Source organism: Streptomyces sp. BK79 (assembly GCF_044142145.1).
Lineage (GTDB): Bacteria > Actinomycetota > Actinomycetes > Streptomycetales > Streptomycetaceae > Streptomyces.
Genome location: NZ_JBHVOC010000008.1, coordinates 51,284 through 73,741, shown reverse-complemented (window position 1 = coordinate 73,741; position 22,458 = coordinate 51,284). Strand labels below are relative to the sequence as shown.

Genomic DNA, 22,458 nt, shown 5'->3' with positions numbered 1-22,458 from the left:
CGCTTCAGTGCCTCCGGCTCTCCTCCACGGCCGCGCGCAGGAGTGCCTCGGCGTCGGTGACCGACCGCGTCAGTGCCTCCGGTCCCGGTGCCAGACCCGCCAAGAGCCCGTCGATCCCGTCCGGCCCGTCCAGCCCCGCCCGTCGGAGCATCCCCTTCTCGTTGGTGACCCACTCCCCCCGTGCCGCCAGCACCGCGTGTGCCGTCTGGGTCGCCGCTACGGCGATCGCCCCGGCGACCTGGGTGACGGCGCCCTTGGGGGCGTGCCCGGCCTTGGCGTAGGCGAGGGTGGCGGTGGCCGAGCCGTACCAACGCTCGGGGGCGGCGGTGCGGAGGGCCGCCGGGTAGGCGGGGCGGGGCAGGGCGCCGCGCAGCACCCGGTTGATCGCGAGTTCCGCGACCACCAGGTACGTCGGGATTCCGGCGAGGTGGAACATCAGCGGTTCGACGCCGAACCGTCCCTCGCGCGCCTGGGCCACCTCGCGCTCCACCACGTCGAGGTCGCGGTAGTGCAGGTCGACCCTGCGTCCGTCGACCGTCAGCCACGCGCCGCCGTTGAAGACGCCGCCGCCCCAGGCGCCGATCTCGGAGACCTCCCCCGGCCAGCCGAGGGCACGGACGTCGTCCGGGTCGAAGGCGCCGCGGTAATAGACCGCCAGATCCCAGTCGCTGTCGGGACGGTGGGTTCCCTGGGCCCGTGAGCCGCCGAGGGCGACCGCACGGACCGCGGGCAGGGCGGCGAGCCGGTCGGCGGTGCTGTCGAGGAAGTCCTGGTCCGTGAGGGAGGGCACTGCTGAGGGCTCCTGACGCGTGGGGGTGGTGGGCGGACGCCGGAAGGGTACGCGCGAACGGGGCCTCGGCACGAGGCGATTGTCAGTGGCGCGCGTTATCAATGAAGTCGTCACTGAGCGTAATGACGGGGGAGGTCGTGATGACGTCGTGGGAGCGGGACGCGGGAGGTCCGGGGCCGGTCGGGAGGCAGCGCGCGGTCGCCGGGCCGCGGGCGCCCGGCGGGACCGAGCGGGAGCCGAGGCGCACGCATGTGTCGGCGGCCGGGCTGCGGGCCAGGGGCTGGACGGTGGAGATGGTCCGCCGGCTCCTCGGCGAGCCCGATCTGCTGCGTTCGCATCCGTACGTCCGCGCCGCGCCGCCGACTCGTCTGTACGCCGTCGAGCGGGTCGAGGCGGTGGAGCGCGGCGCGGCGTTCCGGGCCGCGTCGGCGGCCGCCGCGCGGCGGTCCCTGGCGGTGCGGACGTCCGCTCGGCGCAGGAGGCGGGAGTTGCGGGCGCGGATCACCGAGCGAAGCGGAGACTGGTGGGGCGGGGAGGGAAGGGGCGGAGGGCTGCGGGGCGGGGAGCTGCGGGGCGGAGGGCTGAGGGGAAACTCGGGTGCGGCGGGGGGCCGGGGAACGGAGGATCGGGAGGTCGACCGTTCGCCTCCCCAGGAGCCCTCGTGATCCAGCGCGTCACCGTGCCCGGACTCTTCCCGCCGCCCGTCTACTCGCATGCCTCGGTCGTCGAGGCCGGGACCAGGCTCGCCTTCCTGGCCGGGTCCGTCCCCCTCGACGCGGAGGGGAAGCTGGTCGGTGAGGGAGATCCGGTCCGCCAGGCCGAGCAGGTGATCGCGAACCTCACGGAGCAGTTGCGCGCCGTCGGGAGCGAGTTGCGGCACGTGCTGTCGACCGATGTGTACGTGGTGAGCGACGAGACCGCCGCGCTGTCCGCCGTGTGGAGCGTGGTCGAGGCGTCCGGACTCAGCGCCGGCCCGCATGCGTCGACGCTGCTCGGGGTGAGTTGCCTCGGGTACCCGGGCCAGTTGGTGGAGATCACGGCGACGGCGGCCGTGCCGGACGAGACGCGTCCGTGAGCGAGGAAGAGGACGCGCCGGTCGTCCTGCGGCGCGCGACGGCGAAGGACGCCCGCGCCGCCGCCGACGTCTGGCTGCGTTCCTTCGACGCCGCGCTGCCTTCCGTGATCCGGCCCCGGACCGACGAAGAGGTCCGGGACTACTTCCGCCACGTGGTGGTGCCCCTGCGCGAGGCATGGGTCGCTCAGGCGCCGGGCGGCGAGGTCGTCGGCGTGATGGTGCTGGAGGAGGGGGAGCTGTCGCAGTTGTACCTCGTCCCGGAGCGGCGTGGGCACGGCATCGGCGACCGGTTCGTCGCGCTGGCCAAGCGACGCGTCCCTGAAGGACTGTCGCTGTGGACCTTCCAGGTCAACGCGCCCGCCCACCGCTTCTACGAACGGCACGGTTTCACCGCCGTGGAGTGGACGGACGGCGCCCGCAACGAGGAGCGGGAGCCGGACGTGCGGTACGTGTGGCGGCCGTAGCACGGGAGGGCGGGCAGTGGTCCGGCCGCCGTACGAGGGGACGGGGTCACGCTTCGGTGCGGGCGTACCTGTCGGTCGCCGCCACCAGGGCGTCGTCACCGATCGCGCCGGCGTCGTGTCCGGCCTCGTCCACGATCACCAGGTCGCTGTCCGGCCAGGCGTGGTGGAGCCGCCAGACGATGCCGAGGAGGTTGCCGAAGTCGAGGCTGCCCTGCACCAGGGTGCCGGGGATGCCTTTCAGCAGGTGTGCGTCCCTGAGGACCACGCCCTCGTCGTTGCCGTCACCGAGGAAGTGGTCGTTGCCCCAGTAGTGGGTGACGGTGCGCGCGAACCCGAAGCGGAAGTCCGGGTCCTCGAACCGGGCCACCGAGCGGGGAGGCGCGGGGATCGTCGCCGTCTCCCAGTCGGTCCAGGCGCGTGCGGCCCGTTCGCGGACCGCGGCGTCGGGCGACTCCAGCAGCCGGTTGTACGCGGCGGCCGGGTTGCCGCCCAGCTCGTCCGCCGGCAGCCCGGCGAGGAAGCGGGCGTACGCCTCGGGAAAGATCTTTCCCAGGCCGCGGGTCAGGAGGGCCACTTCGGCGTCGGAGCCGGTCGCGACTCCGGTGAGCACCAGCTCGGACACCACCCCGGGGTGGGTCTGGGCGTACCGGAGTCCCAGTACCGACCCCCACGACACGCCCCACACCAGCCACCTTTCGATGCCCAGGTGTGCGCGCAGCCGCTCCAGGTCCGCCATGAGGTGCGCCGTCGTGTTGACGCTCATGTCGGTGCCGTGGTCGCTCGCCGGCGGCGTCGAGCGGCCGGCTCCGCGCTGGTCGAGCAGCACGATCCGGTACGCGGCCGGGTCGAAGTACCGTCTGAGGTTCGGACTCGTGCGGGAGCCCGGCCCGCCGTGCAGGACCACCGCGGGCTTGCCGCGCGGGTTCCCGCTGGTCTCCCAGTGGACGCGGTTGCCGTCACCGACGTCGAGCATGCCGTGGTCGTACGGTTCGATCTCCGGATACAGGCCCATCCAGGCACCGTAGCGCCGTCGGCTCGCGCCCCTCACCCGGTTATGGCCTACGTCCCGGGCCGCAGCCCGGCCGACTCGGCCGCCGTGCTCAGTACGTCCCGGAGCATCTCGGAGGTGAGCCGGCCGGTGAACGTGTTGCGCTGGCTGACGTGGAAGCAGCCGAAGAGGTGCAGGCCGGTCCCGGTGCCCTCGGTGGCGTCGAGCGACACGCGGCCGCCGTGCGCGAAGACGGGACGGGGCCGGGGGACGGTCCAGCCCGCCTCGGAGAACGCCGGCAGCGCGGCCTGCCAGCCGAAGGCGCCCAGCACGACCACGGCCCGCAGCGTCGGCCGCAGCAGCCCGAGTTCCTGGACGAGCCAGGGCCGGCAGGTGTCGCGCTCGGCGGGGGTGGGCTTGTTGGCGGGCGGGGCGCAGTGCACGGGGGAGGTGACGCGCACGCCGTGGAGTTCCAGGCCGTCGTCGGCGGAGACCGCGGTGGGCTGCGACGCCAGGCCCACGTCGTACAGCGCCTGGAAGAGCACGTCCCCGGAGCGGTCGCCGGTGAACATCCGCCCGGTGCGGTTGCCGCCGTGCGCGGCGGGGGCGAGCCCCACGATGAGCAGACGCGCGTCCGGCGGTCCGAAACCGGGCACCGGCCGGCCCCAGTACGTCCAGTCGGCGAAGGCCGCCCGCTTGGTGCGGGCCACCTCTTCCCGCCAGTCGACCAGCCGTGGACAGGCCCGGCAGCCCGCGATCCGTCGGTCGAGTACGGGGAGGCCACCGGTGTTCATGCACCCACCGTAGGACCACTGCCCGGAAGTGAGGGAACGCGGGGCCGTCGCCCCCTGGCGACACCACCGGCCCCTCGGTCTGCCCTGACGCCAGTCCTCGGCCCGGCCCCGGCCCGGTCCCGGCCTTCGGTCGGACCGGCTCCGGTGGGGCGCCCTGGGCCCCGGAAATAGCCGCCCACCTCACCGCGCCGGACGGTTAAGGTCGAGGCATGGCTTGCGAGCACGACGAGGACGGGAACAGCGGGGCGGGCGACGCACAGGACGCCGCCGGGACGAGGGCTGCGGCGGAGGCGGGGGCGACGACCGACCGGGTGAGCGTCCGTGAAGGCGGCCGGAAGGCGCCCGCGCGGGAGCCCGGCGCGGGCGGCGGTGCGGTCGGCGAAGGCGAAGACGGCGAGGCCGACGGCGCCGCTTCCGCGAACCGGTCCCCGGCGCCGGACCCGGCCTCGGACCCGGCCCCCGACCCGAAGACCGCTGCCGCGATCGCCGCCGCCGAAGCGGCCGGACCGAAGAGCGGCGAGAGTGTGCGCGTGGACAGCTGGATCTGGGCCGTCCGCCTCATCAAGACCCGCTCTCTCGGCGCGACCGCCTGCCGCGGCGGCCATGTCCGGGTGAACGGCGAGCGCGTGAAGCCCGCCTACTCGCTGCGCGTCGGCGACGAGGTGCGCCTGCGGCACGAGGGCCGGGAACGCGTCGTCGTCGTGAAGCGGCTGATCCGCAAGCGCGTCGGCGCCCCGATCGCCGCCCAGTGCTACCAGGACAACTCCCCGCCGCCCCCGCCCCGGGAGGCCGTCGCCCCGGCCGGCATCCGGGACCGAGGCGCCGGCCGCCCGACCAAGCGCGACCGACGCGAGCTGGAGCGCCTGCGTGGCCTGGAGGGGCTGAGCCGCGCCCGGCGGGACGCCGAGCAGCGGCCTTGACGGGCCGGCACCCGCCCGGTCGCTGATCAGCCGCGCCGGCCTCGAACCCGTCGGAGCAGGTCCTCGTTGTGCGCGCGGCGGGCCCGGGCGATGAGCAGGAGCGGCACCAGCAGGATGAGCGGTGTGGCGGCCTGCTCTCCGTCGAAGTAGGTGAGCTGGACGACGAACGCGCCCACCATCAGCGCGCTCAGGGCCGCCGCCGCGACCGACTGGAGCACCGGGACCAGCAGCGCGATCGCCCCGGCCAGCTCCAGGACGCCGATGGCGTACATACCCGTGGCGCCCCAGCCCATCTCGGCGAAGACGTCGGCGGCCGAGGCGTGTCCGACGAGCTTGGGTCCGGCGCTCGCGACGGCGAAGAAGAGCGCCAGGAGCACCTGGACGACACGCAGGGCGATCCGTGCGCCACGCCCACGGGCCGGCGTGGCCGGGGTCGCGGCGGTGACGGTCGTGGCCGGTGCGGTGGACGCGATGGTCTCGGACATGCAGGTCTCCTGAGCTGGACGTTCCGTGCTGCGGTCAGGTGTTCAGACCGCAGGCCGCCCCGTAACTCATCGCCGCACCGGCCCCTTTTTCTACGGCACGGGGACGGCTCTCACCCAGGTCCCGTCGTCGGTCAGATACCGGTCCACCCGGAGTCCCGCCTCCCCCAGCGCCTCCTCGAACTGGGCCTCGGTCAGCGGCCGGGCGCGGAAGGTCTGGGTCCAGACCGCGTCCGGGAACTCGTACACGGCGCGGACCGAGTGGACTCCGTCCCCGACCGGCTCCGACGACAGGATCCGCACGGTGAAACCGGCGGGATCGATCCGCTCGCGCGGCAGGTTCGTGTGGTAGTCCGCTCCTTCCCGCTGGATCAGTACGCAGCCGTCCTCCGCGACATGCCGGGCGCAGGTGCGCAGCAGTCCCCGTCTCACCTCGACGTCCCCGGCGTGCACGAGGAACGACGCCAGGAGCACCGCGTCGAAGCGCTCGCCGAGGTCCAGGTCCTCGATCGGGCTGCGTATCGTGCGCGCCCCGCGCACGTGCTCCAGCATTTCGGCGGACTCGTCCACCGCGGTGACCGCGAAACCCCGCTCCACCAGCGGATGCGTCATGCGCCCCACGCCACTGCCCAGCTCCAGGACGCGCGCGCCCTCGGGCACGGCGGCGGCGACGATGCCCGGCTCGGCACCGGCGGGCAGCCGCGAGTAGAGCTCGACCGCGCAGCCGTCCGGGGTGATGGGCCCCGGTCCCGTCCCCTGGTGTCCTTCTCGCATTCTCAGCTCCATGCCCGTCCAACGGGCCGTCCCCGCACACCCGTTCCCGTCCGGCATCGGTTCACCCGTCCGAGTGACTCACCGCCCTGAATGCCCCGCCGCCCCTCCAGGCGCCGTGCGCGTCAGAAGGGCAGCCACCCGTTCCCGATGTACCAGTGACCCCCCGCCCGCAGATGGTCCCCGACGGCCCGCTCCAGGGAGGTGCGTCGCGGCAGTTCCTCCACCGACAGCTCCGGGTTGCCGAAGACGAAGCGGACGGGTTCCGCGTCGGCCGGCTCGGCGTCCTCGCGGGCCACCCGGAAGCGCTCCTGGAACCGGACGATGTGGGAGTCCGCGGCCAGATACCTCTTGAGCTGCGGGTCGAGGAGCCAGGAGTGGCACACCGCGGCGCGGTAGGGCTCCTCGGGGAAGTGCCGGCGGAAGAACTCCCGGGCGAGCGCCAGCGAACGGTCACAGGCGGCCGGCGTCAGCGGCCCCCGGTAGTCCGGGACGTGCAGGTTCAGGCAGGGTTCGCCCGGCACGGCGTCGAGTCCGGCCGACCGCAGCGCGGGTGCCGTGCGCTGACCGACCGCGGCCCGTTCGAACTGCAGCCGCCCCAGCTGGTACAGCTCGCCCCGGAAGTGGTGCACCAGCCACCGCGGGGCCCGGACCCCGCCGGTGCCGTACCGCCGGCGGTGGCTCGCCATGTTCCGGCCCAGGTCGGCGAGGGTGCGCCGGGTGACCTCGGCGGGGATGCCGCGCTCCTGGTGGTACGCCCGTGTGTACGGCAGCGCGGCGACGAACACGAACGCGGCGAAGTAGCCGCCCAGCTTCTTCGGGCCCTCGGCCAGCCGCTCCCCGAAGCGCCGCACGCCGTCCGCGTTCGCGCCCGCCTCCCCGAGGTCTCGCGTCAGTTCCCGGACGCATTCCTCCAGCAGCCGCGTCGTGCCGGCGTCCCGGGTCACGCCGCTGAGCAGCCGCACCAGCGGGTTGATGTCCTCGTGCGGCACCGCCAGGTCGAGCAGCACGTCGGGCAGATCACCGGCGTCCGGCAGCACGTGTCGTCTCCCCTCGGCGTTTCCCTCAGCGTGTCCCTCGGCGCTTCTTCCCCGTCGTCTCCCGGAGTACGTTTTCCATAGGAGTGGTGATCCGATGCGTACCGGAAGTGAACCGGCCACCGCGCGCAGTGCGCTGCGCACGCGTTTCTGGCTGAGCGTGTGGGGACTGGTGTGGGCCGTCTTCGGAACGGTGGCCTTCGCGCTCGCCGGGCGACCCGGCTGGGCGGTCGCGTGCGGAGTGCTGTGGCTCGTCGTCATGGCCGACCTGGCCGTGATCGTCCGGCACATCCGCCAGGGCCCGCACTACCAGCCGGGACCGGACGTCCCGCCGTACCGGCCCCCGAGGCCCTGAGCCCTGCCTGAGCCCTGAGTCCTGAGCCCTCGGGGATTGCCCGGCAGCCCTCGACGGTCCGTACCCGGCCCGTCAGCGGTCCGCCCGTCCGTCAGGACTCGAACCGCGCCTGCTGCAGGTACTCCGGGTTCGGGTCCAGGGCCGCGGCCAGCCGGAAGTGGCGCCGGGCCTGCTCCGGGCACCCCCGGCGCTCGTAGGTGCGGGCCAGCGCGAAGTGCGCGAAGGCGTTGTCCGGCTCGCGCTCCAGGACGATGGTGAACTCCAGCTCGGCCGGTCTCAGCTGCGCCGCCGCGAAGAAGGCACGCGCCCGCAGCAGCCGCGCGGCCGTGTTCTCCGGGTGGGCGCCGATGACCTGGTCGAGCAGCTTCACCGCGCCCCGTGGGTCTCGCGCCGCGAGCAGTTGCTCGGCGGCGCGGAAGTCGATGACGTCCGTCTCCGGAGTACGTCCGGTCGGACCGCTGGTCTCGGGCACGGCAGAGTCCTTCCCTCGCTGGAACGGATCAACGCCCGCGCGGGGAACGCTATTCCTGGGGATTCCTGGGGATTCCTGGGGTCGCGGGGGCGGACCGGAGCCGCCAGGGTGTGACCGGGGCGCTCAGCGCGGCGCGTGCGCCCTACGGCTCAACTCGTCCCACACCTCGTCGACGCGGCGCCGCAGTTCCTCCAGCGGTACGTCGTTGTCGATGACCACATCCGCGATCTCCCGGCGCTGCTCGCGGGTCGCCTGGGCGGCCATGCGCGCGCGGGCGTCCTGTTCGGTCATGCCGCGCAGCCGTACGAGCCGGTCGAGCTGGGTGGCCGGGTCGGCGTCGACCACGACCACGACGTCGTACAGGGAGGCCAGGCCGTTCTCCGTGAGCAGGGGGACGTCGTGGACGACGACGGCGTCCTCGGCCGCGGCCTCTTCGAGAGCGCGGGTGCGGGCGCCGACCAAGGGGTGCACGATCGCGTTCAGCACGGCCAGCTTCTCCGGGTCGGAGAACACGATCGAGCCGAGCTTCGGCCGGTCCAGGCCACCGTCCTCGGCGAGCACGTCCTCGCCGAACGCCGCCACGACGGCGGCGAGCCCTTCGGTGCCCGGCTCGACGACCTCGCGCGCGATCCGGTCCGCGTCGATCAGTACGGCGCCGTGCCCGACGAGCAGCCGCGACACCTCGCTCTTGCCGGCGCCGATCCCGCCGGTCAGGCCCACGGACAGCACGACCGCGCCTCCATCTCACCGATCCCCGCAGGTGCGGGGAGCAACTTACCGACTCCGATCCCGCCGGTCGGGCCCACCGGAGCATCCCCGCCACGGCGGGGACAGGTGGGACAGGTGGGGCACGGTCATCCGCCAGATTACCGGATCAGCCTTCGCCCTCCCGCTCCGCCAGGAAGCGTTCGAACTCGCGGCCGATCTCGTCCGCCGACGGGATCTCGACGGGCTCGGCGAGCATGTTGCCGCGGGTCTCGGCGCCCGCGGCGGCGTCGTACTGGTGCTCCAGGCCCTGGACGAGGGCGGTGAGCTCCTCGTCGCCCTCCTGGATCTGCCGGTCGATCTCGGTCTGGGTGCGGTGGGCGTCCGTGCGCAGGGAGTGCGCGATGCCCGGCAGGACCAGACCGGTCGCCCCGGTGATCGCCTCCAGGACGGTCAGCGCCGCGTCCGGGTACGGGGAACGGGCGATGTAGTGCGGCACGTGCGCGGCGACGCCCAGCACCTCGTGTCCGGCCTGCATGAGCCGGTACTCGACGAGGGCCTCGGCGCTGCCGGGGACCTGGGCCTCCTCGAAGGGGCTGGGGTGGCCCGGCACGAGGTCGGTGCGGGTGCCGTGCGGGGTGATGCCGACCGGGCGGGTGTGCGGGACGCCCATGGGGATGCCGTGGAAGTTGACCGACAGGCGCACGCCGAGCCGCTCCACGATCTGCCGGACGGCCGCGGCGAACCGCTCCCACTCGACGTCCGGCTCGGGGCCCGACAGCAGCAGGAAGGGCGCCCCGGTGGCGTCCTGGACGACCCGCACCTCGATGGTGGGTTCCTCGTAGTCCGTCCAGGTGTCCCGCTTGAAGGTCAGCAGCGGCCGGCGCGCGCGGTAGTCCACGAGCCGGTCGTGGTCGAAGCGGGCGACGACCTGGTGGGGAAGCGACTCGAGCACCTGCTCGACGATCTGGTCGCCGGTCTCACCGGCGTCGATGTATCCGTCGAAGTGGTAGAGCATGACCAGTCCGGCCGACTCCTGGGCGAGTGCCATGTCGACGACTGCCAGGCCCTTCGGCTCCCATGCGTACAAACCCTGCGGATCAAGCACAGTGACCGCTCCCCTCCTCGTGTTCCTACTGGACAACGCGGGTACGGGCGCGGTCATTCCCGTCCGCGGCGGCGGACACGCCGAGGGCCCGCACCCCAGGGAAGGGATGCGGGCCCTCGGTTCACGAGCTACCGCTCGATGAGGAGCTTCAGCTCAGCGTGCGATCAGCTCTGGCCGCCGGCCAGCTTCTCGCGCAGCGCGGCCAGCGCCTCGTCCGACGCCAGGGCGCCGGAGTTGTCGCCGCCCTCGGAGGAGTACGAGCCGCCGCCGCCACCGCCGCCGGACGCGGCCTGAGCCGCACCCGCGGTGTCGACACCCTCGGCAGCGGCCTTCTCGTCCGCCTCGCGGGACTTGATGACCTGCGCCTGGTGCTGCTCGAAGCGCTGCTGCGCCTCGGCGTACTGGGTCTCCCACGCCTCGCGCTGGGTCTCGTAGCCCTCGAGCCAGTCGTTGGTCTCGGGGTCGAAGCCCTCGGGGTAGATGTAGTTGCCCTGGTCGTCGTACGACGCGGCCATGCCGTACAGGGTCGGGTCGAACTCGACCGTCGACGGGTCGGCACCGAAGGCTTCGTTGGCCTGCTTCAGCGAGAGGCTGATGCGGCGGCGCTCGAGGTCGATGTCGATGACCTTGACGAAGATCTCGTCGTTGACCTGGACGACCTGCTCCGGGATCTCCACGTGGCGCTCGGCCAGCTCGGAGATGTGGACCAGACCCTCGATGCCCTCGTCCACGCGGACGAACGCACCGAACGGCACCAGCTTCGTGACCTTGCCGGGCACGACCTGGCCGATCTGGTGGGTGCGGGCGAACTGCTGCCACGGGTCTTCCTGGGTCGCCTTCAGCGACAGGGAGACGCGCTCGCGGTCCATGTCCACGTCGAGGACCTCGACGGTGACTTCCTGGCCGACCTCGACAACCTCGGACGGGTGGTCGATGTGCTTCCAGGAGAGCTCGGAGACGTGGACCAGACCGTCGACGCCACCCAGGTCCACGAAGGCACCGAAGTTGACGATCGAGGAGACGACGCCGGACCGCACCTGGCCCTTCTGGAGGGTGGTGAGGAAGGTCTGGCGGACCTCGGACTGGGTCTGCTCCAGCCAGGCACGGCGGGACAGGACCACGTTGTTGCGGTTCTTGTCCAGCTCGATGATCTTGGCCTCGAGCTCCTTGCCCACGTAGGGCTGGAGGTCGCGGACGCGGCGCATCTCCACCAGGGAAGCCGGGAGGAAGCCACGGAGGCCGATGTCGAGGATGAGACCACCCTTGACGACCTCGATGACGGTACCGGTGACGATCCCGTCCTCTTCCTTGATCTTCTCGATGGTGCCCCAGGCACGCTCGTACTGGGCGCGCTTCTTCGAGAGGATCAGGCGGCCTTCCTTGTCCTCCTTCTGGAGAACAAGGGCCTCGATCTCGTCACCGACGGCGACGACCTCGTTGGGGTCGACGTCGTGCTTGATGGAGAGCTCGCGGCTCGGGATAACGCCTTCGGTCTTGTAACCGATGTCGAGCAGGACCTCGTCCCGGTCGACCTTCACGATGACGCCGTCGACGATGTCGCCGTCGTTGAAGTACTTGATCGTCTCGTCGATCGCGGCGAGGAAGGCTTCCTCGTTACCGATGTCGTTGACCGCTACCTGCGGGGTGGTGGCGGTGGTCTCGGTGCTGCTCGTCATGTGGGAAAGGGCTCCGGTACGGACATTGAAGTCGTAGGTACTGCTTACGCCGGGAGCCCGTTTCGCTCTGCAGAAGCCGGACAGCCAAGTAAGCGCCACCGAAAAATGCTGGTGACGCCTCGAGAACCGAGGGGACATACAACAGATGCGAGCGCGACCTGCTACGTCTGAGGTGCGCAGGCCCGCAGCGCAACTTGTAGCATACGGGGGCAGCCGGGCAGGGTCAATGCGCGAAGCCGCCCACCCGGGGCAGAACGCCGCATACCCGGCACAAAAGCCGTCCTCCAAGGCCACATGGACCTCCTGGACGCCCTTGTGCGACACGCGGGGCGGGCGGCGCGGAAGCACCGCAGACTAGTACGAGGGAGCCGGCCATCCAAGAGCCCGTAACGTCCGAGGCCGAAGCGGCCGAACCGGAGGCCACCCGGCGTGCCGCCGGCGTCACGGAGAGCGCCCGCGCCAACCGTGGCTGGTGGGACCGCAACGCGGACGAGTACCAGACCGAGCACGGCACCTTCCTCGGCGACGACCGCTTCGTGTGGTGTCCCGAGGGCCTGGACGAGGTGGAGGCCGAGCTGCTCGGCCCGCCGGAGGACCTCAAGGGCAAAGACGTCCTGGAGATCGGCGCCGGCGCCGCCCAGTGCTCGCGCTGGCTGACCGCCCAGGGTGCCCGTCCCGTGGCGCTGGACCTCTCGCACCGCCAGCTCCAGCACGCGCTGCGCATCGGTTCCCCCTTCCCCCTGGTCTGTGCCGACGCCGCCGTGCTGCCGTTCGCGGACGGCTCCTTCGACCTGGCCTGCTCGGCGTACGGGGCGCTGCCCTTCGTCGCCGATCCGAGGCAGGTGCTGCGGGAGGTGCGCCGGGTGCTGCGGCCCGGGGGCCGCTTCGTCTTCTCCGTGACGCATCCGCTGCGCTGGGCCTTCCCGGACGAGCCGGGCCCGGAGGGGCTGACGGTGACCTCCTCCTACTTCGACCGCACGCCGTACGTCGAGCAGGACGACGACGGCCGCGCGGTGTACGTCGAGCACCACAGGACGCTCGGCGACCGCGTCCGGGACGTCGTGACGTCGGGGTTCCGGCTGGTGGACCTGGTGGAGCCGGAGTGGCCGGACTGGAACACCTCCGAGTGGGGCGGCTGGTCGCCGCTGCGCGGGCATCTCGTCCCCGGTACGGCGATCTTCGTCTGCGAGCGCGACTGAGCCCACGGCTCCTCGTCCTCCCATGGGTGCGCACGCGCGCGTGAAGGGCCTTTCCCCCGGCGTACGACACTGGGGGCGTGATCCGTTACGACGCCCTGGACGCCCTGCCCGTACGCGGTGCGATGCCCGCGCTGCACGACGCCCTGGCCGGGCACGGCACCGCGGTGCTGGTCGCGCCGCCCGGCACCGGCAAGACGACGCTGGTGCCGCTCGCGCTGGCCGGGCTGCTGGGCGAGGGCCCCGCGCGGCGCGTGGTCGTGGCCGAGCCGCGGCGGATCGCGGCGCGGGCGGCGGCGCGGCGGATGGCGTGGCTGCTGGGCGAGAGGCCCGGCGCGAGCGTCGGGTACACGGTGCGCGGTGAGCGGGTGGTCGGACGGCACACGCGCGTGGAGGTCGTCACCACCGGTGTGCTGCTCCAGCGGCTCCAGCGGGACCAGGAGCTGACGGGTGTCGACGTGGCCGTGCTCGACGAGTGCCACGAGCGGCATCTGGACGCGGACACGACGGCGGCGTTCCTGTGGGACGTGCGCCAGGCGCTGCGGCCCGACCTCCGGCTGGTGGCCGCGTCGGCGACGACGGACGCGGAGGGGTGGTCCCGGCTGCTGGGCGGGGCGCCGGTCGTCGAGGCGAGCGGCGTGTCGTACCCCGTGGAGGTGGTGTGGGCGCCGCCGGCGCGTCCGGTGCGGCCGCCGCACGGGATGCGGGTCGATCCGGAGCTGCTGGCCCACGTGGCCTCGGTGGTGCGGCGGGCGCTGGCCGAGCGGGACGGGGACGTGCTGTGTTTCCTGCCGGGCGTCGGCGAGATCTCCCGGGTCGCCGGGCGGCTCGGGGACCTGGGGGACGTCGAGGTGCTCCAGGTGCACGGGCGGGCGCCGGCGGCGGTGCAGGACGCGGTGCTGTCCCCGGGGGCGCGGCGCCGGGTGGTGCTGGCGACCTCGGTGGCCGAGTCGTCGCTGACGGTGCCGGGCGTGCGGGTGGTGGTGGACGCGGGGCTGGCGCGGGAGCCGCGGGTGGATCACGCGCGGGGGCTGAGCGCCCTGACGACGGTGCGCGCGTCCCGGGCGGCGGCACGGCAGCGGGCCGGCCGGGCGGGGCGTGAGGCGCCGGGCACGGTGTACCGCTGCTGGACGGAGGCGGAGGACGCCCGTCTGCCGCTGTTCCCGGCACCGGAGATCAAGGTGGCCGACCTGACGGCGTTCGCGCTCCAGACGGCCTGCTGGGGCGATCCGGACGCCTCCGGGCTGGCGCTGCTCGATCCGCCGCCGGGCGGGGCCATGGCGGCGGCCCGGTCGGTCCTGACGGCCGTGGGCGCGGTGGACGACACCGGACGGGCCACCGAGCGGGGCGCACGACTGGCCCGCCTGGGCCTGCACCCCCGGCTGGGGCGGGCGCTGCTCGACGCGGCGGGCGTGCACGGCGGGGCGGCCGAAGTGGTGGCCCTCCTCAGTGAGGAGCCGCCGCGGGAGTACGGGGACGATCTGGTGGCGGCGCTGCGGGCCGCGCGGCGCGGGGGTGACGCGTACGGGGCGCGGTGGCGGGCCGAGGTGCGCCGGCTGGAGGCCGCCGTGGAGGGGGCCGGACGGGTGGCGCGGGACGTCACGGACGACCGTCTCGCCGGGCTGGTGGCCTCGCTGGCCTTTCCGGAGCGGCTGGCCAGGAAGGACGGCGGTTCATATCTGATGGCCTCCGGGACCCGGGCGGAGCCGGCGGAGGCGTCCGCGCTGCGCGGGGCGCCGTGGATCGCGGTCGCCGTGGCCGACCGGCCCGTGGGCAAGGGGCACGCGCGCGTGCGGCTCGGGGCGGTCGTCGACGAGGCGACGGCCCGGCTCGCGGCGGGGGCGCTGCTGGAGGAGCGGGACGAGGTGCGCTGGGGCGACGGTGACGTGGTGGCGCGGCGCGTCGAACGGCTCGGGGCGGTGGAACTCACCGTGCGGCCCCTCGCCGACGCCGATCCCGGGCTCGTACGGGACGCGCTGGTGGAGGGGCTGCGGCGGGAAGGGCTGGGGCTGCTGCGCTGGTCGGACGAGGCTCTGGTGCTGCGCAGGCGGCTCGCCTTTCTGCGGCGGCACCTCGGGGATCCCTGGCCCGACGTCTGTGACGACGCGCTGCACGCGCGCGTGGACGAGTGGCTGGAGCCCGAGCTGAGCCGGGCCCGGCGCCGGGCCGACCTGTCCCGGATCGATGCGGGGCAGGCGCTGGCGCGGCTGCTGCCCTGGGCCGGTGGTGAGGCGGCGCGGTTCGACGAGCTGGCGCCGGAGCGGATCACCGTGCCCAGTGGGTCCAGGATCCGGATCGACTACGAGGACCCCGCGCAGCCCGTCCTCGCGGTGAAGCTGCAGGAGATGTTCGGGTTGCAGCGCTCGCCGGAGGTCGCCGGGGTGCCGCTCCTCGTGCATCTCCTCTCCCCCGCGGGCCGCCCCGCCGCGGTCACCGCGGATCTGGCCTCGTTCTGGAGGGACGGCTACAAGGGCGTACGGGCGGAGCTGCGCGGCCGGTATCCGAAGCACCCGTGGCCCGAGGACCCGGCCACGGCGGAGCCGACGCGGCACACGAAGGCGCGGCTCGCCAGGTGACGGACGTCCGGGAAGGCGTCGAGGGGCCCTCCGCCGCGGCGGAGGGCCCCTCGGTCGTACGGGCAGCGGACGCGGACTACGCGTCCGGCTCGGTCGACGGCTCCGTGGAGGGGCTGGGCGAGGCGGCGGGCGACTCGGTGGACGGGCTCGGCGCGGGTTCCGCCGCGGCCACCTTCAGCTGGACGGCGAGGGTGGCGCCACCGGCGGTGGTGAGGCGGAGCACGAACGTGCCGGTGGTGTCGTCGGCGTACAGCTTCGGCAGCGTCAGCAGGCCCTTGGCGTCGGTCTTCAGGCCGCTGAGGGTGCGGACGGGCGTGCCGTCGGCGCCCTTGAAGTAGGGGCCCTTGTCGTTCGCGCTCGCGTCGAGCGCCGACTTGGTGAGCGTGGCCGTGACGGCGACCTTGCCGGCCGCGGCGCCCTTGTAGGTGGCCTTCACCTCGACCTGGCCGGCGAACTCGCCGCCCGGTGCGCACGTCAGGGCGGTGTCGCCGGTGCGGGCCAGGGTGTCGGCGACGCGCTCGGTGACGGTGGCCCGGTAGTCGAGGCCCGGGACGGTGCGGCCGACGACGGTGGCGCGGACGGTGAACGCCCCGGTCTTCTCACCCGCGACCAGCGCGGGCGCGACGGCCACGCCGGAGGCGTTGGTGGTGACCGCGGCGAACTTGTCGCCGCCGGTGAAGGTGGCGTCCGTGTCGCCGAGGACGGTGAAGCGGATCCGCACCTTGCCGACGGCCTCGCCGGCCTTGGTTTCGGCCCGGGCGCTGATCTTCTTGGCGAACGTGTCGCCCGCGGCGGCGGTGAGCCCCGTGGTGCCCGCGTTCTCCAGGTGGTGCACCCTGTCGGTCGGGGTGGGCGTCTCGGACGGCGTCCCCGGCTCGCTCGTGGGCGGCGGCGTGGGGCTCGGCGAGCCGGAGCCGGGCGGCTTCGACCCGCCGGGGGAGGTGGAACCGCCGGGGCCGGGCGTGGGCGAGGTCGTGCCGGGGGCCTCGGGCTTGGTGGTCCGGCCGGGGGCGCCGGTGGTCGTGGGAGACGGGCTGGGCCGGCTGACGCCGGTGTGGTCGTCGCTGCGGCCCACGGGCAGGGTGCCGGTACCGTCCGGGATCTCGTGCGTGCCCCTGCGGTAGTGCTCCAGCCACGACAGGACCGTGTGCAGGTAGTCCTGGGAGTTGTTGTAGCTGAGGATCGCGCGGTTGAGGTCGGCCTGGACGGACAGGTCCCAGTTGTTGCGGCACAGGTAGTGCCCGGCGGACAGCGCGGCGTCGTAGATGTTGTTGGGGTCCGCCTTGCCGTCGGCGTTGCCGTCACGGCCCGCCCACGCCCAGGTGGACGGGATGAACTGCATGGGGCCGACGGCGTTGTCGTAGGCGCTGTTGCCGTCGTGGACGCCGTTGTCGGTGTCCTTGATGAGCGCGAAGCCGTTGCCGTCGAGCTGCGGTCCGATGATGGGACTGACGGTGGTGCCGTCGGCCCTGACGCGGCCGCCGCGGGCTTGGCCCGACTCCACCTTGCCGATGGCGGCGAGGAGTTGCCAGGGCAGGTTGCAGCCGGGCTTGGACTGCCGCAGCGCCGACTCGGCCCTCTTGTAGGCGTCGAGGACGGTCGCCGGGATGCCGGCCTCGGACGGGCCCCGGGAGACGGGTGTGCCGACGGTCGGGGCGGGGCTCGGGCTCTTGAGCGGCGGGAGGTCCGTGTAGTAGGGCGAGTTGCCCGTCGCGCTCTCCTCGGAGGGCGTGTCGGTCGTCGGCACCTGGTCGGCGGTGGTCTGTCTGCCGTGCGCGTCGGCCGTCACGTCGGGAGCCTGGGACGCGGACAGGGCCGCGACCGCGACCGCTGCCACGGTGGTGGTGACCGCCGCCTTGCGGAGTCTCCTGTCGAAATGCGCCGCCATAGAGTGAACCCCTCCCGCTGGACGCCCACGCGTCCGTCTCCGTCGGTCTTCGGTTGTCGTGCTCGCCCGTTGTACCCGCCCTGTTGTGACGAACGGCTCAGGCCGACGGTTGCGCCACAACTTTTCCCGCGCGGTGCTCGTCTGTTCGACCAGTACGGTGCCGCACGCGACCCTACGACAACTTGCTTTGCTCGGGCACCCGTTCGCGCCCGATATTCACCAGTTGGCCATATGAGGAGTTTCGTTGCCGTTCACCCTCAGTCATGCCGCCGCCGTACTGCCCGCGGTGCGTGGTGACGGGACCGGCCGTGGCCGACTGGTGCCGGCCGTGCTGGTGGCGGGGTCGTTCTCGCCCGACCTGACCTATTACGCGGCCAGTTTCCTGTCCGGGGCGATGGAGTTCGGGGACGTCACGCACTCGTTCCCGGGCGTCTTCACCGTCGATGTGGCCATCGCCTGGGCGCTGGTGGGGGTCTGGCTGCTGGTCCGTGAGCCGCTGGTGGCCCTGCTGCCGCGGGACCGGCAGGGTCGCGCCGCCGCCCTGCTGCGCTGCGGGACGCCGCCGGCCCGCGTGCGGCCGTCCCTCGCGGCGTGGTGGTACGTGTCGGCGGTGCTGGGCGCGCTGACGCACGTGGTCTGGGACGAGTTCACGCACCTCGACCGCTGGGGCATGCGGATGTTCCCGGTCCTGGGCCGGGAGATCGCCGGTTCGCCGCTCTACTGGTACCTCCAGTACGGCGGTTCCGCGGTGGCCGCGGTCGTGATCGCCGTGTTCCTGGTACGGGCGCTGCGCCGGGCGCCCCGGGGTGAACCGTCGGGCGTTCCGGCCCTCTCGGTGCGGGACCGGTGGGTGGCCGCGGCGGTGCTCGGCGGGTGCGCGGTGGCGGGGGCGGTGCAGCGGGCGACCCGGTGGTGGGAGTACTGGGGAGACGTCGCCGAGCCCTGGGAGCTGCTCCCTACCGTGTGCTTCGGCGCGGGCGCGGGTCTCGTCCCGGGGCTCCTGCTGTACGCCGTGGGGGTCAGGGCGTGGCGTCCGGCCCCGGTTCCCACCCGCCCGGGAGGCGTCGGTACGGGGTCTGGTCACCGGGTCGGGCACTGAACGTGTCGGTGTTCGCGACGAACACGGTGAAGGTGCGCGCGGGGCGGGTGCGTGGCAGCAGGGTCAGGGCGAGCGCCAGGTAGCCGCGGGCCAGGTCGGCCCACGCGCGCCGGGCGGGCGTCTCTCGCGCCGCCGCGGGGGTGGGGTCCCGGCGGGCAGGGCCACGGCGGAGATCCGCGGCGGTGCGGCGCAGGGCCGTCGCGAAGGTGGCGGGGATGCGGCCGGTACTGGCGCCCGGTGCGACGACCGGGACCGGGTGGAGCGGCACGCGGACGGGTCGGTCTGTGCTTGCCCGTGCCGGTGTCGTCCGGTGGTGGAGCATGCGTATACCCATGCCCGCATCCTCGGGGGAGTCGGGGGCGGGGGCGTTTTCGCGGGGTCCACCTGAGTGACGGGCCCTGCGGGTGGGCGGGGCGCGCGGAATGGGCCGGAACCGACTCGGTGAGCGCCGACGCCGGGACCGAGACGGAGACCTCCGACAGGGGGTCGGGAGCCGCGTCGACGCGGCTGCCATCGGCGGACGCCCGGGGGGCGTGCCGACGCGGCTGTCTCCGGCGGACGCCCGGGGAGGCCGTGTCGATGCGGCTCCCTCGGCAGACGCCCGGGAGGGGCCGTGCCGATGCGGCTGCCTACGGCGCAAACCCCGGGAGGCCGTGTCGATGCGGCTCCCTCGGCAGACGCCCGGGAGGGGCCGTGCCGGCGCGGCTGCCTCCGGCGCACACCCGGGAGGCCGTGCCGACGCGGCTGCCTCCGGCGCACACCCGGCGATGCCCCGGCGCAGCTGTCTCCGGCGCACGCCTGGGGCGCCCCGCAACGCGGATGCCTCCGGCGGACGCCCGGAGCTCCCGACGCGGACGCAGGCGAACGCGGAACGCGAGGACACCGGCGTGGGCGCGGGGCGCGGACGCGGGCCCGGCTGCGGGTGGCACCGGCGGGCACTGGTGCGCGGCGGCGCCGACGCGGCCCGGCGCGGCAGTAGGTATGAGCGTTGGCACGGACACCGCCCACCGCGCTGAAACGCGGCGGAACCGACCCCGGTGCCGGGGTCGCGCCGGCCGGCGTGGCCGACTGGCCGGTGACCGCGACGGCGCCGCCCCGTCGGCCCGGTGAGCCGCCCGTGCGGGCCCGGGGGGGGCAGTACGGAGCCGGGACACGCGCCGGCACGCGCCGCTCCCCCGCCCCGCTCACCGCCGGAGGCTAGTGCGCTGCCGACTCCCAGTCGGAGCCCGAGCCCACCGAGACGCCCAGGGGGACCCTGAGCCGCACCGCGTCCGCCATCTCGCGGCGGACGAGTTCTTCCGCTGCCGCGCGCTCGCCGGGGGCGATCTCCAGGACGATTTCGTCGTGGACCTGGAGCAGCATGCGGGAGGCGAGGCCGGCCTCGCGCAGGGCCTTGTCGACGTTGAGCATGGCGATCTTGACGATGTCGGCCGCCGTGCCCTGGATCGGGGCGTTCAGCGCCATGCGTTCAGCGGCCTCGCGACGCTGGCGGTTGTCGCTGTTGAGGTCGGGCAGGTAGCGGCGGCGGCCGAAGAGCGTCGCCGTGTATCCGGTCGCCCGCGCCTCGTCGACGACCCGGCGCAGATAGTCCCGCACGCCGCCGAACCGCTCGAAGTAGGCGTCCATCAGGCCGCGGGCCTCGGCCGCCTCGATGTTGAGCTGCTGGGACAGGCCGAAGGCGGACAGGCCGTACGCCAGACCGTAGGACATGGCCTTGATCTTGCGGCGCATCTCCGCGTCGACCGCGGACTGCTCGACGGAGAAGACCTGGGCGGCGGCGGTGGTGTGCAGGTCCTCGCCGGAGGTGAAGGCCTCGATCAGGCCCGCGTCCTCGGAGAGGTGGGCCATCACGCGCAGCTCGATCTGGCTGTAGTCCGCCGTCATCAGGGACTCGAAGCCCTCGCCCACGACGAAGCCGCGGCGGATCGCGCGGCCCTCGTCGGTGCGGACCGGGATGTTCTGGAGGTTCGGGTCCGTGGAGGAGAGGCGGCCGGTCGCGGCGACCGTCTGGTTGAAGGTGGTGTGGATACGGCCGTCCGCGGCGATCGTCTTGATCAGCCCCTCCACCGTGACCCGCAGCTTGGCCTGCTCCCGGTGGCGGAGCATGATCACCGGCAGTTCGTTCTCCGTCTGCGCGGCGAGCCAGGCCAGGGCGTCGGCGTCGGTGGTGTAGCCGGTCTTGGTCTTCTTCGTCTTCGGCAGGTTCAGCTCACCGAAGAGGACCTCCTGGAGCTGCTTGGGCGAGCCCAGGTTGAACTCGTGCCCGGCGGCCGCGTGCGCCTCCTTCACGGCCTGCTGCACGGCGCCCGCGAACATCTGCTCCATCGCCTGGAGGTGCTCGCGGTCGGCCGCGATGCCGTGCCGCTCCATGCGGGCCAGCAGCTCGGAGGTGGGCAGCTCCATGTCCCGCAGCAGGTCGGCGGCGCCGACGTCCGCAAGACGGCCCTCGAAGGCCTCGCCCAGGTCGAGGATCGCGCGGGCCTGCACCATCAGCGCCTCGGCCTCGGCACCGTCGTCCGCGCCGAAGGCGAGCTGCCCGTCGGCCGCGGCGGCGGGGGCCAGCTCGCGGTGCAGGTACTCAAGGGACAGCGCGTCCAGGTCGAAGGAGCGGCGGCCCGGCTTGACCAGGTAGGCGGCGAGCGCGGTGTCCATGCCGACGCCGGCGACGCTCCAGCCGTGCTCGGCGAGGACGCGCATCGCGCTCTTGGCGTTGTGCAGGACCTTCGGCCGGTCCGCGTCGGACAGCCAGGCCGTGAACGCCGCCTCGTCGGCCTCGTCCAGCTCCGTCGGGTCGAACCAGGCGGCCTTGCCGTCGGGCGCGGCGAGCGCGACCTCGGCGACCGAGCCGGTGCCCAGCGCCCACGTGTCCACCGTGGCCATGCCGAGGGGCTGCGTGCCGTGCTCGGCGAGCCAGCCGGCCAGCTCGCCCGTGCCCAGCACGGTGCCGTCCAGCTCCACGCCGTCGGCCACGACCGGGGCGGCCTCGGCCTCCTCGGCGCCCGGGTCGACGGCGTAGAGCCGCTCCCGCAGCGACGGGTTGCGGATCTCCAGGGTGTCCAGGATCATCGCGACGCCCTTGCGGTCGTACGCCGTGCGCTCCAGGTCGGTGACCGTCTTCGGCAGGTCGACGCGCCGCTCCAGCTCGGTGAGGCGGCGGTTGAGCTTGACGGACTCCAGGTGGTCGCGGAGGTTCTGCCCGGCCTTGCCCTTGACCTCGTCGACCCGCTCGACGAGGTCCGCGAAGGACCCGAACTGGTTGATCCACTTCGCGGCGGTCTTCTCGCCGACGCCCGGGATGCCCGGCAGGTTGTCGGACGGGTCGCCGCGCAGGGCCGCGAAGTCGGGGTACTGGGCGGGGGTCAGCCCGTACTTCTCGAAGACCTTCTCCGGGGTGAAGCGGGTCAGCTCGGAGACGCCCTTGGTCGGGTACAGGACCGTGGTGTGCTCGCTCACCAGCTGGAAGGAGTCACGGTCGCCGGTGACGATCAGCACGTCGAAGCCCTCGGCCTCGGCCTGCGTGGCGAGCGTGGCGATGACGTCGTCGGCCTCGAAGCCCTCGACGGCGAAGCGCTGCACGTGCATGGCGTCGAGCAGCTCGCCGATCAGCTCGACCTGCCCCTTGAACTCGTCCGGGGTCTTGGAGCGGTTCGCCTTGTACTCGGTGAACTCCTCGGACCGCCAGGTCTTGCGGGAGACGTCGAACGCCACCGCGAAATGCGTGGGCGCCTCGTCGCGCAGCGTGTTGGCCAGCATCGACGCGAAGCCGTAGATCGCGTTGGTCGGCTGGCCCGTCGCGGTCGTGAAGTTCTCCGCGGGCAGCGCGAAGAACGCGCGGTACGCCAGGGAGTGCCCGTCCATGAGCATCAGGCGCGGACGGCCGCCGCCGGGGCTGTTGTCGGTCTTCTTCGCTGCTGTCTCTGCCACGTCCCCGATCCTGCCACGGACCACTGACACTCGGCCCCGCGCTCGCCCGCGGCTCGGGCGGGGCCGTCCCGCGACCTCTGCCGCCACGCCCCGGTCCACTGCCCCATGTCCCGGTCCGCCCGGCCTCCGTCGCTGTCA

The 22,458-nt window shown here is 73.5% G+C and carries 20 protein-coding genes; 8 read left to right on the top strand and 12 right to left on the bottom strand.

Annotation, left to right across the window (positions count from 1 at the left end; translation table 11 throughout):
- Positions 1–4: 4 nt before the first annotated feature.
- On the bottom strand, positions 5–790 hold the full coding sequence (locus ACFIF2_RS11970) for a nucleotidyltransferase domain-containing protein (RefSeq protein ID WP_395572565.1): 786 nt from the start codon (positions 788–790) through the stop codon (positions 5–7).
- Between the two features lie 140 nt (positions 791–930).
- Here ACFIF2_RS11970 and ACFIF2_RS11965 point away from each other — a divergent pair, with 140 nt between their 5' ends.
- From ACFIF2_RS11965 to ACFIF2_RS11955, 3 genes are read left to right on the top strand one after another with little or no spacing between them, the layout of a single operon-like run.
- On the top strand, positions 931–1,455 hold the full coding sequence (locus tag ACFIF2_RS11965) for a hypothetical protein (protein ID WP_395572564.1): 525 nt from the start codon (positions 931–933) through the stop codon (positions 1,453–1,455).
- Positions 1,452–1,865: a RidA family protein gene (locus ACFIF2_RS11960; protein ID WP_395572563.1), complete on the top strand. Its 414-nt coding sequence runs from the start codon at positions 1,452–1,454 to the stop codon at positions 1,863–1,865. Before ACFIF2_RS11965 ends, ACFIF2_RS11960 begins: the two co-directional genes overlap by 4 nt.
- Positions 1,862–2,329 (top strand): GNAT family N-acetyltransferase, encoded by a 468-nt coding sequence (locus ACFIF2_RS11955; RefSeq protein ID WP_395572562.1) that lies wholly within the window; start codon positions 1,862–1,864, stop codon positions 2,327–2,329. The genes ACFIF2_RS11960 and ACFIF2_RS11955 overlap by 4 nt, the downstream gene beginning before the upstream one ends.
- 46 nt (positions 2,330–2,375) lie before the next feature.
- Here the strand turns inward: ACFIF2_RS11955 and pip are convergent, their stop codons facing one another.
- The gene (gene pip, locus ACFIF2_RS11950; protein ID WP_395572561.1) at positions 2,376–3,341 is read right to left on the bottom strand and encodes a prolyl aminopeptidase; all 966 of its coding nucleotides are present in this window, start codon (positions 3,339–3,341) and stop codon (positions 2,376–2,378) included.
- 47 nt (positions 3,342–3,388) lie between these two features.
- Positions 3,389–4,111 (bottom strand): uracil-DNA glycosylase, encoded by a 723-nt coding sequence (locus ACFIF2_RS11945; RefSeq protein ID WP_395572560.1) that lies wholly within the window; start codon positions 4,109–4,111, stop codon positions 3,389–3,391.
- 209 nt (positions 4,112–4,320) lie between these two features.
- On the opposite strand from ACFIF2_RS11945, the gene ACFIF2_RS11940 reads away from it, so the two are divergent.
- Positions 4,321–5,031 (top strand): RNA-binding S4 domain-containing protein, encoded by a 711-nt coding sequence (locus ACFIF2_RS11940; protein ID WP_395572559.1) that lies wholly within the window; start codon positions 4,321–4,323, stop codon positions 5,029–5,031.
- A 26-nt stretch (positions 5,032–5,057) separates the two neighbouring features.
- On the opposite strand, the gene ACFIF2_RS11935 is transcribed toward ACFIF2_RS11940, so the two are convergent.
- The 3 genes from ACFIF2_RS11935 to ACFIF2_RS11925 all read right to left on the bottom strand — a co-directional run bounded on the left by ACFIF2_RS11935 (position 5,058) and on the right by ACFIF2_RS11925 (position 7,324).
- A complete protein-coding gene (locus tag ACFIF2_RS11935; protein WP_395572558.1) occupies positions 5,058–5,516 on the bottom strand; it encodes a DoxX family protein in 459 nt (152 codons plus the stop codon).
- A 90-nt stretch (positions 5,517–5,606) separates the two neighbouring features.
- Positions 5,607–6,287: a class I SAM-dependent methyltransferase gene (locus tag ACFIF2_RS11930; protein ID WP_395572557.1), complete on the bottom strand. Its 681-nt coding sequence runs from the start codon at positions 6,285–6,287 to the stop codon at positions 5,607–5,609.
- A gap of 122 nt (positions 6,288–6,409) precedes the next feature.
- A complete protein-coding gene (locus tag ACFIF2_RS11925; RefSeq protein WP_395572556.1) occupies positions 6,410–7,324 on the bottom strand; it encodes an acyltransferase domain-containing protein in 915 nt (304 codons plus the stop codon).
- 94 nt (positions 7,325–7,418) lie between these two features.
- Between ACFIF2_RS11925 and ACFIF2_RS11920 the strand changes: the two genes are divergently transcribed.
- A complete protein-coding gene (locus tag ACFIF2_RS11920) occupies positions 7,419–7,676 on the top strand; it encodes a DUF6343 family protein (RefSeq protein WP_395572555.1) in 258 nt (85 codons plus the stop codon).
- Between the two features lie 91 nt (positions 7,677–7,767).
- On the opposite strand, the gene ACFIF2_RS11915 is transcribed toward ACFIF2_RS11920, so the two are convergent.
- From ACFIF2_RS11915 to rpsA, 4 genes are all read right to left on the bottom strand, one after another.
- Positions 7,768–8,148 (bottom strand): tetratricopeptide repeat protein, encoded by a 381-nt coding sequence (locus tag ACFIF2_RS11915; RefSeq protein ID WP_395572554.1) that lies wholly within the window; start codon positions 8,146–8,148, stop codon positions 7,768–7,770.
- A gap of 123 nt (positions 8,149–8,271) precedes the next feature.
- Entirely contained in the window at positions 8,272–8,877 is a 606-nt protein-coding gene (gene coaE, locus ACFIF2_RS11910; protein WP_395572553.1) for a dephospho-CoA kinase, read from the bottom strand.
- A 145-nt stretch (positions 8,878–9,022) separates the two neighbouring features.
- Positions 9,023–9,961 (bottom strand): PAC2 family protein, encoded by a 939-nt coding sequence (locus ACFIF2_RS11905; protein WP_395572552.1) that lies wholly within the window; start codon positions 9,959–9,961, stop codon positions 9,023–9,025.
- Between the two features lie 164 nt (positions 9,962–10,125).
- Positions 10,126–11,637 (bottom strand): 30S ribosomal protein S1, encoded by a 1,512-nt coding sequence (gene rpsA / locus ACFIF2_RS11900; RefSeq protein WP_109031901.1) that lies wholly within the window; start codon positions 11,635–11,637, stop codon positions 10,126–10,128.
- A gap of 374 nt (positions 11,638–12,011) precedes the next feature.
- Here rpsA and ACFIF2_RS11895 point away from each other — a divergent pair, with 374 nt between their 5' ends.
- Together ACFIF2_RS11895 and hrpB are read left to right on the top strand one after the other, a co-directional pair.
- The gene (locus ACFIF2_RS11895) at positions 12,012–12,836 is read left to right on the top strand and encodes a class I SAM-dependent methyltransferase (protein WP_395572741.1); all 825 of its coding nucleotides are present in this window, start codon (positions 12,012–12,014) and stop codon (positions 12,834–12,836) included.
- A 77-nt stretch (positions 12,837–12,913) separates the two neighbouring features.
- Positions 12,914–15,409 carry an ATP-dependent helicase HrpB gene (gene hrpB / locus ACFIF2_RS11890; RefSeq protein ID WP_395572551.1) on the top strand — a complete coding sequence of 832 codons (2,496 nt, stop codon included), beginning with the start codon at positions 12,914–12,916 and terminating at the stop codon, positions 15,407–15,409.
- Between the two features lie 76 nt (positions 15,410–15,485).
- On the opposite strand, the gene ACFIF2_RS11885 is transcribed toward hrpB, so the two are convergent.
- Complete coding sequence (locus ACFIF2_RS11885; RefSeq protein WP_395572550.1) at positions 15,486–17,297, bottom strand: lytic transglycosylase domain-containing protein; 1,812 nt, start codon at positions 17,295–17,297, stop codon at positions 15,486–15,488.
- Positions 17,298–17,541: 244 nt separating this feature from the next.
- Here ACFIF2_RS11885 and ACFIF2_RS11880 point away from each other — a divergent pair, with 244 nt between their 5' ends.
- Positions 17,542–18,396 carry a DUF4184 family protein gene (locus ACFIF2_RS11880; protein ID WP_395572549.1) on the top strand — a complete coding sequence of 285 codons (855 nt, stop codon included), beginning with the start codon at positions 17,542–17,544 and terminating at the stop codon, positions 18,394–18,396.
- A gap of 1,197 nt (positions 18,397–19,593) precedes the next feature.
- Here the strand turns inward: ACFIF2_RS11880 and polA are convergent.
- Complete coding sequence (polA, locus tag ACFIF2_RS11875; protein WP_395572548.1) at positions 19,594–22,320, bottom strand: DNA polymerase I; 2,727 nt, start codon at positions 22,318–22,320, stop codon at positions 19,594–19,596.
- Positions 22,321–22,458: the final 138 nt, after the last annotated feature.